At 70.6% G+C, this 15,369-nt stretch carries 12 protein-coding genes; 3 read left to right on the forward strand and 9 right to left on the reverse strand.

Translation table 11 applies throughout. The annotated features are described in order from the left end of the window. Positions 1–249 precede the first annotated feature (249 nt). The 4 genes from SGFS_RS40430 to SGFS_RS40445 all read right to left on the reverse strand — a co-directional run bounded on the left by SGFS_RS40430 (position 250) and on the right by SGFS_RS40445 (position 5,592). On the reverse strand, positions 250–2,034 hold the full coding sequence (locus SGFS_RS40430) for an N-acetylglutaminylglutamine amidotransferase (protein ID WP_286257238.1): 1,785 nt from the start codon (positions 2,032–2,034) through the stop codon (positions 250–252). 146 nt (positions 2,035–2,180) lie between these two features. Beyond that, positions 2,181–3,467 carry a carboxylate-amine ligase gene (locus tag SGFS_RS40435; RefSeq protein WP_286257239.1) on the reverse strand — a complete coding sequence of 429 codons (1,287 nt, stop codon included), beginning with the start codon at positions 3,465–3,467 and terminating at the stop codon, positions 2,181–2,183. A gap of 399 nt (positions 3,468–3,866) precedes the next feature. After that, complete coding sequence (locus SGFS_RS40440) at positions 3,867–4,379, reverse strand: hypothetical protein (RefSeq protein ID WP_286257240.1); 513 nt, start codon at positions 4,377–4,379, stop codon at positions 3,867–3,869. A gap of 229 nt (positions 4,380–4,608) precedes the next feature. After that, positions 4,609–5,592, reverse strand: a complete 984-nt coding sequence (locus SGFS_RS40445; protein WP_286257241.1) for an NAD-dependent epimerase/dehydratase family protein — start codon at positions 5,590–5,592, stop codon at positions 4,609–4,611. A 301-nt stretch (positions 5,593–5,893) separates the two neighbouring features. Here SGFS_RS40445 and SGFS_RS40450 point away from each other — a divergent pair, with 301 nt between their 5' ends. After that, positions 5,894–6,457 (forward strand): hemerythrin domain-containing protein, encoded by a 564-nt coding sequence (locus SGFS_RS40450; protein ID WP_286257242.1) that lies wholly within the window; start codon positions 5,894–5,896, stop codon positions 6,455–6,457. Between the two features lie 78 nt (positions 6,458–6,535). Here SGFS_RS40450 and SGFS_RS40455 read toward each other — a convergent pair whose 3' ends face one another. Together SGFS_RS40455 and SGFS_RS40460 are read right to left on the reverse strand one after the other, a co-directional pair. Next, complete coding sequence (locus tag SGFS_RS40455; protein WP_286257243.1) at positions 6,536–6,706, reverse strand: hypothetical protein; 171 nt, start codon at positions 6,704–6,706, stop codon at positions 6,536–6,538. Positions 6,707–6,854: 148 nt separating this feature from the next. Further along, complete coding sequence (locus SGFS_RS40460; protein ID WP_286257244.1) at positions 6,855–7,724, reverse strand: LLM class F420-dependent oxidoreductase; 870 nt, start codon at positions 7,722–7,724, stop codon at positions 6,855–6,857. A gap of 191 nt (positions 7,725–7,915) precedes the next feature. Between SGFS_RS40460 and SGFS_RS40465 the strand changes: the two genes are divergently transcribed. After that, positions 7,916–9,436, forward strand: coding sequence for a family 43 glycosylhydrolase (locus SGFS_RS40465; protein ID WP_286257245.1), 1,521 nt, complete (start codon positions 7,916–7,918; stop codon positions 9,434–9,436). Positions 9,437–9,465: 29 nt separating this feature from the next. After that, a complete protein-coding gene (locus SGFS_RS40470; RefSeq protein WP_286257246.1) occupies positions 9,466–10,914 on the forward strand; it encodes a family 43 glycosylhydrolase in 1,449 nt (482 codons plus the stop codon). A 40-nt stretch (positions 10,915–10,954) separates the two neighbouring features. Here the strand turns inward: SGFS_RS40470 and SGFS_RS40475 are convergent, their stop codons facing one another. From SGFS_RS40475 to SGFS_RS40485, 3 genes are all read right to left on the reverse strand, one after another. Further along, positions 10,955–11,632, reverse strand: a complete 678-nt coding sequence (locus SGFS_RS40475) for a response regulator transcription factor (RefSeq protein WP_286257247.1) — start codon at positions 11,630–11,632, stop codon at positions 10,955–10,957. 9 nt (positions 11,633–11,641) lie between these two features. Beyond that, positions 11,642–12,901 (reverse strand): sensor histidine kinase, encoded by a 1,260-nt coding sequence (locus tag SGFS_RS40480; protein ID WP_286257248.1) that lies wholly within the window; start codon positions 12,899–12,901, stop codon positions 11,642–11,644. A gap of 115 nt (positions 12,902–13,016) precedes the next feature. Continuing rightward, a complete protein-coding gene (locus SGFS_RS40485) occupies positions 13,017–15,227 on the reverse strand; it encodes an MMPL family transporter (protein ID WP_286257249.1) in 2,211 nt (736 codons plus the stop codon). Positions 15,228–15,369: the final 142 nt, after the last annotated feature.

Genomic DNA, 15,369 nt, shown 5'->3' on the forward strand with positions numbered 1-15,369 from the left:
TGACCGTCCCGGCGTGGCCGCCGCCCGCCTCGCTCGCCCCGCCTGTCACGCCAGCCCCAGCTGTCATGCCCGCCCTGCCCGCCTCGCCCGCCCCGGCTGTCACGGCGGGGGCGTTGCCGTCGTCCTCGGGCGGCCACGGAGCCCCGTCGACGGCGTCCTCGGCGGCGGGCGCGTGGAACAGCGGGCCCGTGGGTCGGTGCGGCGGGGCCGCCGTCGCCGGGCGCGGGGGAGGAGTCTCCTGCGCCCCGGTCAGCTGATTCCGTGCGTTTGCAGCCATATCTCCAGCAAAGCTACCTGCCACAGCGCGTTCGCCCCACGCCTGGTGCGGTGCTCGTCCGGCGCCGACAGCAGTCCGGCGACGTACGCGTCCTGGAAGACACCCCGTGACCTGGCCTCGGGCGACGACAGAGCCTCACGGACCCGCCCCAGTACGGGGCCCGCCATGTGCGTGACGGCGGGGACCGGGAAGTAGCCCTTCGGCCGGTCGACGACCTCCGCGGGCAGGACCTGGCGGCCTGCGGCCTTGAGGACGCCCTTGCCGCCGTCGGCGAGTTTCAGCTCCGGCGGGCAGGCGGCGGCCAGCTCCACCAGGTCGTGGTCGAGGAACGGGACGCGGGCCTCCAGCCCCCAGTCCATCGTCATGTTGTCGACGCGCTTGACCGGATCGTCGACGAGCATCACATGGGTGTCGAGCCGCAGTGCCGCGTCGAGCGCGGTCTCCGCGCCCGGGCGCGCCATGTGCTCCCGTACGAAGCAGCCGGACACATCGTGATCGGGCAGCATGTGCGGCTGCAGTATTCGGGCGAGGTCGGTGTGCGGCCGGTCGAAGTACGTCTCGGTGTACGTCTCGGCCTCCCGCTCTCTCGGGACGGCGGCCAGGTCCGGGTACCAGTGGTAGCCGGCGAAGACCTCGTCGGCGCCCTGCCCGCTCTGGACGACCTTCACCTCCTTCGCCACCTGCTCCGACAGCAGATGGAAGGCCACCACGTCATGGCTGATCATCGGCTCGCTCATCGCCTCGATCGCCGCGTCCAGCGCCGTCGACACCCGGTCCGAGGGCACCAGCAGCTGGTGGTGGTCCGTGCCGAAGTGCCGGGCCACCAGGTCGGAGTAGCGGAACTCGTCGCCCTCCTCGCCGCCCTCCGACTCGAACCCCACGCTGAACGTCGCGAGATCGCGCTGCCCTTCGTCGGCCAGCAGCGCCACGATCAGGCTGGAGTCGAGGCCGCCCGACAGCAGAACACCCACGGGCACGTCGGCGACCATGCGTCGGCGTACCGCGGTGCGCAGCGTGTCGAGCACCGCGTCCCGCCAGCCGTCCGCGCCCAGGTGCGCGTACTCGGGCCGCCGGGTGTACGACGGCTGCCAGTAGCGGATGTCGCGGTGGCGGCCGTCCGGCTCCACGACGCGCACGGTGGCCGCGGGCAGCTTGCGTACCCCGGCGAGGACGGTGCGCGGCGCGGCCACCGTGGCGTGCCAGCTCATGTACTGGTGCAACGCGACCGGGTCGAGCGAGGTGTCGATGCCGCCGCCCGCCAGCAGGGCCGGCAGGGAGGAGGCGAAGCGCAGCCGGCCCGGTGCCTGGGCCAGGTACAGCGGCTTGACGCCCAGTCGGTCCCGGGCCAGTACGAGTCGGCCGGTGGCCTGCTCGACGATGGCGAAGGCGAACATGCCGTAGAAGCGGTCGACGCAGTCGGTTCCCCACTGCTGGTACGCCTTGAGGACCACCTCGGTGTCGGAACTGGAGAAGAAGCGGTGGCCGAGGCCGCGCAGCTCCTCACGCAGCTCCTTGTAGTTGTAGACGCAGCCGTTGAAGACACCGGCGATCCGGCCCGCGGAGTCGGTCATCGGCTGGGCCCCGCGCTCGGACAGATCGATGATCTCCAGTCGACGGTGACCCAGCGCGACGGCGCCCTGCGACCACAGGCCCCTGCCGTCCGGTCCCCGGGCGGCGAGCCGGTCGGTCATTCGCTCGACGGCGGCCAGGTCGGGCCGTCCGCCGTCGAAGACGATCTCTCCGCTGAGGCCGCACATCAGGCCGCACCCCCTCGCAGGGGGCGGCTGCCGGCCGTGCTCGGAGGCGTGGCCTCGGACGAGCACGAGCCGGACGGATTAGCGTTCGTGTCGGTCTTGCTGCTGGACATGCGAGCGACTCTCCTTGTTGACAGGCGGCACCGGCATCACGGGACGGACGGCAGCTTCTCCGTCTGGGCTCGCCGCGCCGTGGTGTCCTCGCGCGGCGACGGCCGGGGCCCGCCTTTCTGTGCGGCCGCGTGGGTGTCAGCCGCCGACTGTCTCCGCCGAATGAGGGGCCGGGGCCCCGGTGGGGTGCCTCCGGCCCCTGCGACGGGTTGCCGCACGGCTCCGGGGGCGGGGCTCTGCCCGCGCTCGCCACGGGTCTCGGCGGCCATCGTCCCGACGCAGGCGAGCAGGCCCTTCTCCGCCGCGACCTCGCGCAGGCTGTGCGCCGCGCTGCCCCGGGCCAGGGCCTCCTCCAGCAGGACGCGTACGGTGTCCCAGTCTCCGAAGGCCTCCAGGGTGGGGCGCAGCCTTCGGAGCATGTCGCGCAGGACGGTGGGGGCGGGCGCGGCGAGGCGGGTGACCGGGTCGACCAGATCGCCCTCCAGACCCGACTGGGCCGCACGCCAGACCGCGGCCCGGAGCCATTCGTGCCTGCCGTCACAGACCCGGCCCGACCGCTCCAGTCGGACCCGCGCGTCCTCGACCAGGGCGCGGTACAGCCCGGCGATGAGCACGACCGTCTCGGTGCGCGGGCAGGCGTCGCAGATGCGCAGCTCCAGGGTCTGCTGGTGATCGCACGGCCGCATGTCGTAATAGACCATCCCCGGATCACTGATCACGTCGGCGCGGATCAGGCCCTCGATCGCGGCGTCGTAGTCGGCGGCGTCGGCGAAGCAGCCGACCGGCCCGGCGGTGGGCCAGCGCTGCCAGAGCATCGTGCGCCAACTGGCGTATCCCGTGTCCGCGCCGAGCCAGAACGGTGAGCTGGCGGACAGGGCCAGCAGCGGGGGCAGCGACGGCGAGACGCCGCACATGATCCGTACGGCCGTGTCCCGGTCGGGCACGTCGACGTGGACCTGGGCGCTGCACACGAGGTGCTCGTCCGCGACCTGCCGGTATTCGTCGACCATGTGCCGGTAACGGGGGTCGGCGGTGGCGTCACCGGAGGTCACCCGCGCGAACGGCACGGTGCCGGCCGCGACGACGTTCAGACCGAGCGGGGAGGCCGTCGCGTCCAGCTGCCGCCGTGCCCCGGAGAGATCGGTTTGCAGGGAGTCCAGGGAGGCGTGCACCTGGCTGTTCCACTCCACGGACGATCGTTGCAGCTCGTTCTTGAACTCGGACCCGCGCAGGCGATCGAGGATCGCACCGGCGCCCGGCACGAGCCGCCCGCTCTCCGCGTCCACCACATGAAATTCTTCCTCTACGCCTACCCGAACGGTCACGGCCTCTCCCTCATCCGTACCGAGATCGCCCGCTGGGCCGGAGACCCGTCGGCGACCGCTGCGCATCACGAGTTCCCGGCAAATAGGCAAATAAGCCTCATTTGTTCCTGCTCAGTCACGGGACTCGTGCCGCCCGTTCCTGGAAGCCGTGGACTCCCCGGCCTCCCTGGATTCCATGGACGACTGCTCGGGAGCTCGCGTTGCATGGGGCCCAGCAGCGGTTTGTCCTGATCGGCCGCGGGACCGCGCGACCAGCGCACACGGAAGCCGGGGGCGCGCCGCACCGGGGCCGCCGGGCCGCCAGGTCGCCGAGCGACCGTAGGACGGGGAGCTTCGCTCAGCGCTCGGGACCGGTGCCGAGGCCCGGCTCGCCCTCTGCCCGCGACGGTGCCCGCTCGCTCATCGAGGCGCTCCCGAGCCCGTCAGCTCCGGAGTGCGGAAGGTGGTCGTCACCTGTTGCGAGTGGAGCTCCTCCAGGGTCCGCAGCTGTCGGTGGGCGCGGCGAACGAGGTCGTCCAGCCGATGGGGGTCGAGACGTCCCTCGGTGTCGCTGAGCCGCCGCAGGGCCTGCCAGCACGCGAGCTTGCCCGACACCCCCACCCGCAGCATCTCCAGTTCGATCAGCGTGCTGAGCGGGGAGCGGTGCACCAGCCTGCCGTTCGCCTTCAGCCGGCCCACTTTCTCGGCCGCCCAGCCGGCGGAGACCTTGTAGCGGCGGGCCGGGACATCCAGCTCTTCCATCAGGTCGGTCAGGCTGTGCCGATCCTGAGCGATCTCGGTGGCGATCTCCTCCACGGCCGGGGCGGACGCCGTACCGCGGCAGGACCGCGCCAGATGGCGGGCACGGTCGACGCCCGCGGTGGCACCGGCCAGGTGGTCGTTGAGGTAGATGCCGAGCAGGTTCGCTTCCATGTTGTCCCCTTGCCGGAGATGGTCCGGGAAGTGCCCGGCACCCCTTCGTGGGTGTGTCGATCATGTCCCGCTGCGAGTACCCGACGATCCGGGAGGCAACCCGTGTGACGGTGGGGGAGGGGCGTAGCCGCTGGAGGTGCGGGTGGTCGGGCCGGGGGCCGGTGAGGTGCGGGGGCCGGGCAGGTCCGTGGGCCGGGCTGGTCCGGGCAGGCCCGGGCAGGTCCGGGGGTCAGCGGGGCGGGGGCGCCGCCGTGCTCCCCGTCTCGGCGCGGAACCAGGCGATCGTGCGGCGCAGCCCTTCCACGGGTGTCACCCGTGGTTCCCAGCCGAGCTTGTCGTGGGCCAGGGTGATGTCCGGACAGCGCGACGCCGGGTCGTCGGTGGGGCGTTCGACGAAGCGGATCTCGGAGTCGGACCCGGTGAGGTCGATGACCAGGCGGGCCAGGTCGAGCATGGTGATCTCGCCGGGGTTTCCGATGTTCACGGGGCCGCGCATGCCCTGGGTCGCCGCCGCGAGCACACCGCGCACGGTGTCGTCGACGTAGCACAGCGAGCGGGTCTGGCGCCCGTCCCCGGTGACCGTGAGGGGCTCGCCGGCGAGCGCCTGCCGGACGAACGTCGGTACGGCGCGGCCGTCGTGACCGCGCATCCGCGGGCCGTAGGTGTTGAACAGGCGCACGATCGCGGTGTCGGTGCCCTTGGTGTCGGCGTGGGCGGTGGTCAGCGCCTCGCCGAAGCGCTTGGCCTCGTCGTACACACTCCGTGGCCCGACGGGGTTCACATGGCCCCAGTAGCGTTCGTTCTGCGGATTCTGCTGGGGGTCCCCGTACACCTCCGACGTGGAGGCGAGGAGGAAGCGGGCTCCGGACGCGTGGGCGAGTTCCAGGGCGTGACGCGTGCCCAGGCTGCCGGTGTCCATCGTGTGCAGGGGCAACCGGAGATAGTCGGCGGGGGACGCGGGGGACGCGAGGTGCAGGACCAGGTCGGGGGGTCGCTCGACCGGGATCCCCTCCGTGACATCGGCCCGCAGCACGGTGAATCCGGGACGGTCGAGGAGCGCGGCGATGTTGCCGAGACGGCCGGTGCTGAGGTCGTCGACGCAGGTGACGTCCACGCCCGAGGCCAGCAGTTCGGTACACAAATGCGAACCGACGAAGCCCGCGCCGCCGGTGACGACTGCGTGCTGCCAGTTCGGCGAGAAGGCGATGGTCATGGCGATCTCCTCCGTGCGCGCGACGGCGCCCGCCTCCTGGGTGTGCCAGGCGACGCATCGGCATCGGCACGGTGGCTCGATGCGCACCGCCTACGGAGGAAGCCCGAAAGCCGAGCATCACATGTACGGGTCCCGCTCGCGACCGGTGAGGCCCGGTGGCCCTCGGTCACGTGGATGACGCCGTCGCGCGAACGAGCCGCGTGGCCGGGCCGTTCGCGGGTACCCGGTATCGCGCCCGAGGACATCCACGGGACCGGCGGTGGCCCCGGCCGGTCAGGAGCCGCAGGAAAGGAGCAGGGACATGGGACACGGCGGAGACGTCATCGCCGAACTGACCACGGACCACGAGGAAGTGAAGGAGATGTTCGGGCAGATCGAGGCACTGCCCGTCGGTGACCCCCAGCGCAAGCACTACGCGGACAAGGTCACCATCGAACTGGTGCGTCACTCGGTCGCCGAGGAGGCCTACCTCTACCCGGCGGTCCGCGAGCATGTGAGGGACGGTGACATGATCGCCGACCGGGAGCTCGAGGACCACGCCGAGGCCGAGCGCACCATGAAGGACCTGGAGCGGTGCGAGGCCGACGACCCCGAGTTCGACCGGCTGATCACCCGGCTGATGACCGAGATCCGGTCGCACATCGAGGACGAGGAGGACAACCTCTTCCCCCGACTGCGCCAGTCCTGTTCGGAGGACGCCCTGAACAGCCTCGGCGAGAAGGTCCGCACGGCCAAGAAGACGGCGCCGACCCGGCCCCACCCGGCGGCCCCGGACACCCCTCCGGCCAACAAGCTGCTCGCGCCCGGCATGGGCCTCGTCGACCGTATGCGCGACGCGCTGACCGGTCGCGGCAAGGACGACTGACACCGGTACGGGTGCGACACGGACACGGACACGGACACGGGCACGGGCGCCGGTACGACGAGTACAGGGCGGGCGAGGTCAGTCGTCACCCCTGACGATGGTCGGGACCGCCTCGGCCTCCGGCGTACGGCGGCCGTCCCTCACCGCGAGGGCCGGAAGGCAGGTGCGTACGCCCTTGCCCCGCCGACGCCGGGCCTTCGCCCAGCCGCTCTCGCGGACGACGAGTTTCTCGACGGTCTGCGTACTCACGACGCCTCATCTTCTTCCGGTCCGGGGCCGCCGTAGCCCTTCGACGTGTGCGCCCACGGGTGCCCGGCGACGCGGAGTCCAAACACCGGGACCACGCTGACACCGAACCGCTGAAGCAGCCCGGACAGGCCCTAGGGCGTGTTTCGCCCTAGCTCAGCAGCGCGGCCAGTCGGCGCCAGCTCTCGCGGGGCAGCACGTCGCCCGCCCGGTCGTCGACGACCTGGAGCGCCACATGGTCCGCGCCCGCCTCGTGGAACGCGTCGATCCGGGTTCGTACGCGGTCGTCGTCGCCCCAGGCGTACACCGCGTCGATCAGCCGGTCGCTGCCGCCGTCCGCGAGGTCGTCCTCGGTGAAGCCGAGGCGGCGGAAGGTGTTGGTGTAGTTCGGCAGGGTCAGGTAGAAGGCGAGGTGGGCGCGGGCGATGCTGCGGGCGCGGGCCGGGTCGGTCTCCGGGATCACCTTCAGCTCCGGTGCCAGCAGCGGTACTTCACCCAGGGCCTCGCGGGCCTCGGCCGTGTGCTCGGGGGTGACCAGGTACGGGTGCGAGCCGGCCGACCTCTCCCGTGAGAGGCGGAGCATCTTCGGACCCAGCGCGGCGAGGACCCGGCGCTCGGCGGGCACCCCGGCCGCGTCCAGGGCGTCGAGATAGGCGACCATCGCGGTGTACGGGCGGCGGTACCGGTCGGCGAGCTTCGCGTGGCTCACCCCGAGGCCCAGCAGGAAGCGGCCGGGGTGGGCGGCCTCCAGCTCCGCGTACCGCGCGGCCGTCTCGGTGGCCTCGTACTGCCAGATGCTCTGGATGCCGGTGGCTATGGTGATCCGCCTCGTCGCCTCGACCAGCGGGCCGGCGTGCGGTACCGAGGTGTTGCCGCCCAGCCAGATCGCGCCGAAGCCGAGTTCCTCCAACTCCGCTGCGGCTTCGGCGAGTTCGCCGCGCCGAGCCGGGTCCTCGGATCGCAGTCCCATGCTCCAGACGCCGTACCGTCCCACACTGCCTACGTTGGTCTCTTTGGCCATGCAAACGCCAACCCGGCCGCCTTCATGATCTATTCCGGGCGATCCGTCGACACAAAAACCTGTCACATCCATTGACGTCCCTCCCGCCTCACCTTTACCTTCTGGCCGAAGTTACGTACAACGTTCGCGATCTCGAACATTCTCCTCTGAGCCGCAGTAGCCGCACTAGCCGCTCCCGGAAGGGACTCGCCGTGTTCCCCACCCGCGTCCGTCGCTGGTCGACGCCCCGCCGCTGGTTGACGCTCGGGGCAGCCCTCATCGCCCTGCTCGCCTCGCTCCTCACCGTCCAGACCGCGCAGCCCGCCATCGCGGCCGACGGCAAGCCGTACACCAACCCGGTCAAGTCCGAGAAGGGCGCCGACCCCTGGCTGGAGTACTACAACGGCAATTACTACCTGGTGACGACCACGTTCACCAACAAGCTGCTCATGCGTAAGTCCCCCACCCTCGCGGGCCTGAGCACCGCCCCGAGCGTGGAGATCTGGTCGGACACCACCGCCGGGCGCAACGCCAACATCTGGGCGCCGGAGATCCACTTCCTCGACGGCAAGTGGTACCTGTACTACTCGGCCGCGCAGAGCGGCGTCGCCTGCTGCGACACCCAGCGCACCCAGGTGCTGGAGAGCTCCGGCACCGACCCCATGGGCCCGTACACGCACAAGAACACCCTCACAGGGTCCAACCTCACCCCCGGCGGCTGGCTCATCGACGCCAGCGTGCTCAAGCACGACAACAACCTGTACCTGGTGGGCAGCGGCTTCATCAACGGCAGCAAGCAGAGCCTGGTCATCGCGCCGATGAGCAACCCCTACACGCTCGCCAGCCAGACCTTCTCGATCATCTCCAGCCCCACGCTGAGCTGGGAGACCTCCGGCGGCGCGGTCAACGAGGGACCGGAGCCGCTCTACCACGACGGCCGGACCTTCCTCACCTTCTCCGCGAGCTTCTGCAGCACCGCCGACTACAAGCTCGGCCAGCTGGAGCTGACCGGATCCGACCCGCTGCTCGCCTCCTCCTGGACCAAGAAGCAGACCCCCGTCTTCCAGCGCAGTGACGCCAACGGTGTCTACGGCCCGGGCCACAACGGGTTCTTCACCTCGCCCGACGGCACCGAGAACTGGATCGTCTACCACGCGAACAACTCGGCGAACGGCGGCTGCGGCAACGGCCGTACGACCCGCGCCCAGAAGTTCACCTGGAACGCGGACGGCACCCCGAACTTCGGCACCCCGGTCGCCCTCGGCACCACCCTCGCCGGCCCCTCCGGCGAGACGGCGACGACCCCGACCGCGTACACCATCGTCAACCGCAACAGCGGCAAGTGCCTGGACGTCAACAACAGCAGCACGGCCGACGGCGCCAACATCCAGCAGTGGTCCTGCACCGGCGGGGCCAACCAGAAGTGGCGCATCGAGGACCGCGCGGACGACACCAGCCGGCTCGTCAACGTCGCCACCGGCAAGGTCGCCGACATCGCCGACTGCAACTCCGCCGACGGCACCGACATCCGGCAGTGGTCCTGGCTGAACAACAACTGCCAGAAGTTCCGCCTGATCTACACGGGCAGCGACTACGTCCAGATCGTCAACGTCGCCACCGGCAAGGTCATGGACGTCGCCAACTGCGGCACGGCCAACGGCACCGACGTACGCCAGTGGAGCTGGCTCAACAACAACTGCCAGCAGTGGCGGCTCGTCCCCACCACCGCCTGATCACCGAACGAACCCGAAGGACTTCGAACATGAGACGTCTCGTCAGACGTGTCGTGGTGGCCGCGGCGGCAGCGCTCACCATGCTGACCACCCTCACCACGCCCGCCCAGGCCGCCGCCCCCGCGTCCCCCGCCGTGACCTTCACCAACCCCATCGCCGCCCAGCGCGCCGATCCGCACGTCTTCAAGCACACGGACGGCTACTACTACTTCACGGCCACCGTCCCCGCGTACGACAAGATCGTCATGCGCCGGGCCACCACCCTCCAGGGCCTCGCCACGGCCGCGGAGACCACCATCTGGACCAAGCACGCCAGCGGTGAGATGGGCGCCCACATCTGGGCCCCGGAGATCCACTTCATCGACGGCAAGTGGTACGTCTACTTCACCGCCGGCTGGTCCAACGACATCTGGAAGATCCGCCCCTACGTCCTGGAGTCCAGCTCCGCCAACCCGCTCACCGGCACCTGGACCGAGAAGGGCCGTATCTCCCTGCCGCTGGACACCTTCTCGCTCGACGCGACGACCTTCACCGTCGGCGGCACCCGCTATCTGAGCTGGGCGCAGAACGACCCGGCGGTCGGCGCAGGCACCAACATCTATCTGGCGAAGATGTCCAACCCCTGGACGATCAGCGGCAGCCCGGTCATGATCTCCCGGCCCACCAACGCCTGGGAGAAGGTCGGCCAGACCGTCAACGAGGGCCCGGCGGTCATCCAGAAGAACGGCAAGGTCTTCATGACCTTCTCGGCCGCGGCCACCGACAGCAACTACTGCCTCGGCCTGCTGACCGCCTCCGCCTCCGCGGACCTGATGAACGCGGCCTCCTGGGTCAAGACCCCGACCCCGGTCTTCACCAGCAACGCCGCGACCGGCCAGTACGGCCCCGGCCACAACACCTTCACGGTCTCCGAGGACGGAAAGTCCGACATCCTCGTCTACCACGACCGCAACTACAAGGACATCAGCGGCGACCCGCTCAACGACCCCAACCGCCGCACCCGCTACCAGAAGCTGTACTGGAACGCCGACGGCACCCCCAACTTCGGCATCCCGGTCGCCGACGGGGTGACCCCGGTCCGCCTCTCCTCGTACAACTACCCGGACAAGTTCATCCGCCACTGGGAGTACCGCGCGAAGCTGGAGGCGAACGTCACCAACCTCGCCGACTCGCAGTTCCGCATCGTCACCGGCCTCACGGGCAGCGGCACGGTCTCGCTGGAGTCGGCCAACTTCCCCGGCTACTACCTCCGCCACAAGAACAACGAGCTGTGGGTGGAGAAGGACGACGGCACGACGCTGTTCGACAATGACGCCTCCTTCTTCGAGCGGGCCGGCCTCGCCGACACCTCGGCCGCGGTGTCGTACGAGTCGTACAACTTCCCCGGCCGCTACATCCGCCACTACAACAACCTGCTCTACACCCAGCCGGTGAGCACCGACCTCGACCGGCAGGACGCCACCTTCTACAAGCAGTGACGAGATCCGTCGGTCACTGAGCAGTGACGAGATCCGTCGGTCACTCCGGCGGCATGACCCGCACCAGGCCCGACTGGTAAGCCATGACCACCAGTTGGGCCCGGTCGCGGGCACCGAGCTTCGTCATGGCCCGGTGCACATGGGTGCGTACGGTCAGCGGGCTGACGTACAGCTTCTCCGCGATCTCGTCGTTGGAGCTGCCCTCGGCGGCGAGGGCCATGACCTCGCGTTCGCGGGTGGTCAGGGTGTTCAGCCGGTCGGGTGTGGCGAGGCGGTTGCCGGGGGCGGGGGCGGCGAGGAAGCGGGCGATGAGGGTGCGGGTGGCGGCGGGGGAGAGAAGGGTGTCGCCGGCGGCCACCGTGCGGATGCCGTCGAGAAGCGCGTCGGCGGTGACGTCCTTGCCGAGGAAGCCGCTGGCGCCGGAGCGCAGCGCCTGGGCCACGTACTCGTCGATCTCGAAGGTCGTGAGGATCAGTACACGGGTGTCGGCCAGCTCCTCGTCGGCGCAGATCACGGCCGTCGCGGTGAGCCCGTCGGTGCCGGGCATACGGATGTCCATGAGGACCACGTCGGGGCGGTGTATGCGGACGAGGTCGACCGCCTCCCGGCCGTCGGTGGCCTCGGCGACCACCTCCATGTCCGCACAGGAGTCGATGAGGATCCGGAAGGTGGCCCGCAGGAGGGCCTGGTCGTCTGCGAGCAGGACACGAATGGTCATGGTGCTGTTCTACTTCCGCTGGTCTCGGGTCGTTTCCGTGTCCGGTTCGGGGGCGCGTGGCCGGGGGCGCAGCGGGAGGTCGGTGGTGACCTCGAAGCCGCCTTCGGGACGCTGACCGGCGCTCAGGCAGCCGCCGACGGACTGGGCGCGCTCGCGCATGCCGATGAGGCCGAAACCACGGCCGGGTTCCGGGGTGGCGGCGGGGCCGGCGTCACCGCCGTCGTCGGTGACCGTGATCGTCAGGTGGGCCTCCTCGTACGCGAGGCGGATGCGTGCCGCGTCCACGGCGGCGTGCTTGCTGACGTTGGTGAGGGCTTCCTGCACGATCCGGTACGCGGTCAGGTCCACGCCGGGGTCGAGGTGCCCCGGCACGCCCTCCGTGGTGACGGTGACCGTGAGGCCCGCGGACTCGCACGCGGCCATCAGCTCCGGGAGCCGGTCGAGCCCGGGGGTGGGGGCCAGTGGCGCCTCGGGGTCGTCGGGCCGGCGGAGCACGCCGACGGTGGACTTCAGCTCGCGCAGCGCCGACGACGTGGTGGCGGTCAGGTCGGTGAGGATCCGGTGGGCCTGCTCGGGATCGGCGCGGGTGAGGTGCGCGGCGGTGCCCGCCTGGGCGTTGGCGAGGGCCAGGTGGTGGGCGACCACGTCGTGCAGATCGCGGGCGATGCGCATCCGCTCCTCGGTGACCCTCAGCCGGGCCTCCTCCTCCCGGGTGCGCTCGGCGTGTTCGGCGCGGGCCTGCACCGACTTCAGGTAGGCCCGCCGCGCCTGGGTCCCCCTGCCCGCGGCGAGGGGCAGCAGCAGCCAGAAGAAGGGGCCGATCGTCCTGAGCAGCAACGAGACGTGCTGCATGGAGTCGGAGAACACGGCTGCGGGCGTCAGCGCCACCATCATGGCGATGCCGTAGCCGCGGGTGGTCCTCCGGTCGGTGAGCGCGGCCAGCCAGTAGAGCGCCGCCAGGAGCGGTGCCATCAGGAGGGGGGTGATCAGATAGCCCACCGCGACCGCGATCCAGGTGCATACCGCCGTCACGGTGAGGACGGTGCGCGGGTGGGTGCGGTGCTTGAGCAGGGCCAGACAGGACACACCCATGAGGCCGACGACGAGCTTGTCATGGTCCGGCGGCTCGGTGCCGGGCATGGCGAGCGCGATGCCGAGGGTCGCGCAGCCCATCAGCGCCATCGCCGTGACCAGGTCGACGAGCAAGGGATGACGCTCCGAGAAATGCTCGAGGAGCTCGGCGTAGCGGCGGTCCAGGCTGGCGGTCATCGGGACTCCGGTCGGTGGGACTGGGGACCATGGTGGTCGACATCGGGTGCGAACGCCCCGAGGGCCGTCCGTGTCCTTGGCCACGGACGGCCCCCGGTGGGGGTGGGCGGTTGGATCAGGTGCGCGTCACTTCCAGTTCGGCCGTGTCGGCCGGGGCCGGCTCCGTGTCGGCGCGGCGGGTGAGCGCCTCACCCTCCACGTCGACGTGGGGCAGCATCCGGTCCAGCCACTTCGGCAGCCACCACGCCTTGTCGCCGAGCAGGGCGAGCACGGCCGGCACGATCGCCATCCGTACGACGAACGCGTCCAACAGGACCGCCGAGGCCAGTCCGAACCCGATCATCTTGATCATGGAGTCGCTCTCGCCGATGAAACCGGCGAACACCGCGATCATGATCAGGGCGGCGGCCACCACCACCCGGGCGCTGTGCCGGAAGCCGCTGGTGATCGCCTCGTCGGCGGAGTCGCCGTGGACGTACGCCTCCCGCATCCGCGAGACGAGGAAGACCTCGTAGTCCATCGCCAGGCCGAAGACGATGCCCACCAGGAAGATCGGCATCAGGCTCATGATCGGGCCGGTCTGCTCCACGCCCAGGATCTCCGCGCCGTGGCCCTGCTGGAAGACCAGGACGACCACGCCGAGCGACGCGAGCACCGACAGCAGGAAGCCGGCGGCCGCCTTGAGCGGGACGAGCAGGGAGCGGAAGACGACCAGCAGCAGGATGACGGCCAGGCCGACCACGACCAGCAGATAGGGGACCAGCGCGGACTGCACCTTGTCGGAGATGTCGATGTTCAGCGCGGTGGTGCCGGTGACCTCGAACGTCGCCCCCGTCTCGGACTCGATGCCGGGACGCTCGTCCCGGATGGTGGTCACCAGGTCCTTGGTCTTCTCGTCGGTCGGCGCGGTGGCGGGCACGGCCGAGAAGACGGCGGTGTCGCCGGCCTCGTTGAAGCGTGCGGGGGAGACCGACACGATCCCCTTGGTGGCGCCGATCTCCTTCGCGATCGTCTCCGCGGCCCCCTTCGCGTCGTCGACACCCTTGGCGTCCACCACGATCGTCAGCGGCCCGTTGAACCCGGGCCCGAAGCCCTCGGCGAGCGCGTCGTAGGCCCGGCGCTCGGTGGTGGAGGTCGGCTTGGCCTCGTCGCCGGGCATGCCCAGCTGCAGGTCGGTCATCGGCACCGCGAGCGCGCCGAGGCCTATGACGCCGAGGATCAGCACGGGCACGGGGCGGCGCAGCACGAACCGGGACCAGCGGGTGCCCCCGTTGTTCTCTCCGCCCTCCTCCATACGGCCGCTCTTGCGTGCCTTCCGCGCCAGTACGGCGTTCGGCCAGAAACCGAGGACGGCCGGCACCAGGGTCAGCGCGATCAGCACGGCGACGACGACCGCGCCCGCGGCGGCCAGCCCCATCTTCGTCAGCATCGGAATGCCGACCACGGACAGTCCGGCCAGCGCGATGACGACCGTGAGTCCGGCGAACACGACCGCCGATCCGGCCGTGCCCGTGGCGAGAGCGGTCGCCTCCTGGGGCGTACGGCCCTTGGCACGCTCCTCGCGGTAGCGGGAGACGACGAACAGGGCGTAGTCGATGCCGACCGCGAGGCCCAGCATCATCGCGAGGGTGCCCGTCGTGGTGGACAGGCCGAAGGCGTCGGACAGGGCGAGGATCGAGGCCATGCTGAAGCCGACGCCGACGAGCGCGGTCAGCAGCGGCAGCCCGGCCGCGGCCAGCGAACCGAAGGTGACCAGCAGGACGACGGCGGCGATGGCGACACCGATCACCTCGGCCGTCCCGCCCGCACCGGCCTGCTCGGCCACCGCGTCGCCGCCCGCCTCGACGGTCAGCCCGGAGTCCTGGGCTTCGCGGAGCGCGTCCTTCAGGTGGGTCCTGCTGGCGTCGGAGAGGTCGTTCGCGGCGACCTTGTACGTCACGGTCGCGTACGCCGTCGAGCCGTCCTGGCTGACCGCCTGCGCCTGGAACGGGTCGACGGCACTCGCGACCTGCGAGCCGTCGGCCAGATCGGCCACGGTGTCCTCGACGGCCTTCTTGTTCTCGGTGGCGGTGACCTTCTCGCCGCTCGGTGCGACGAACACGACCCGGGCGGTCGCGCCGTCCGCCGTGACACCGGGGAAGCGCTGTTCCAGCAGGTCGAACGCCTTCTGGGACTCGATGCCCGGCATGGAGAACTCCTCGTCGGAGGCTCCGGGGGCCTTGAGGGCGCCGACACCGACGGCGCCCAGTACCGCCACCCACAACAGGAGGACGTACCAGCGTTTGCGGAAGGCCAGCCGGCCCAGCCGATGAAGGAAGGTTGCCATGGGTAGCAGGTCTCCACGTCAGAAGTCTCGGATGCCTGCCAAGACTCCCGTTCGAGGCCCCCTCCCGTCGTCGTGCGGCTGCCGACAGTTCCGGCTACTCAGAACGCAGTACGCCACGGCCGCCGGGTCACACCGAGGTATG

Origin of the sequence: Streptomyces graminofaciens, assembly GCF_030294945.1 — a bacterium.
Classification (GTDB): Bacteria; Actinomycetota; Actinomycetes; order Streptomycetales; family Streptomycetaceae; genus Streptomyces; species Streptomyces graminofaciens.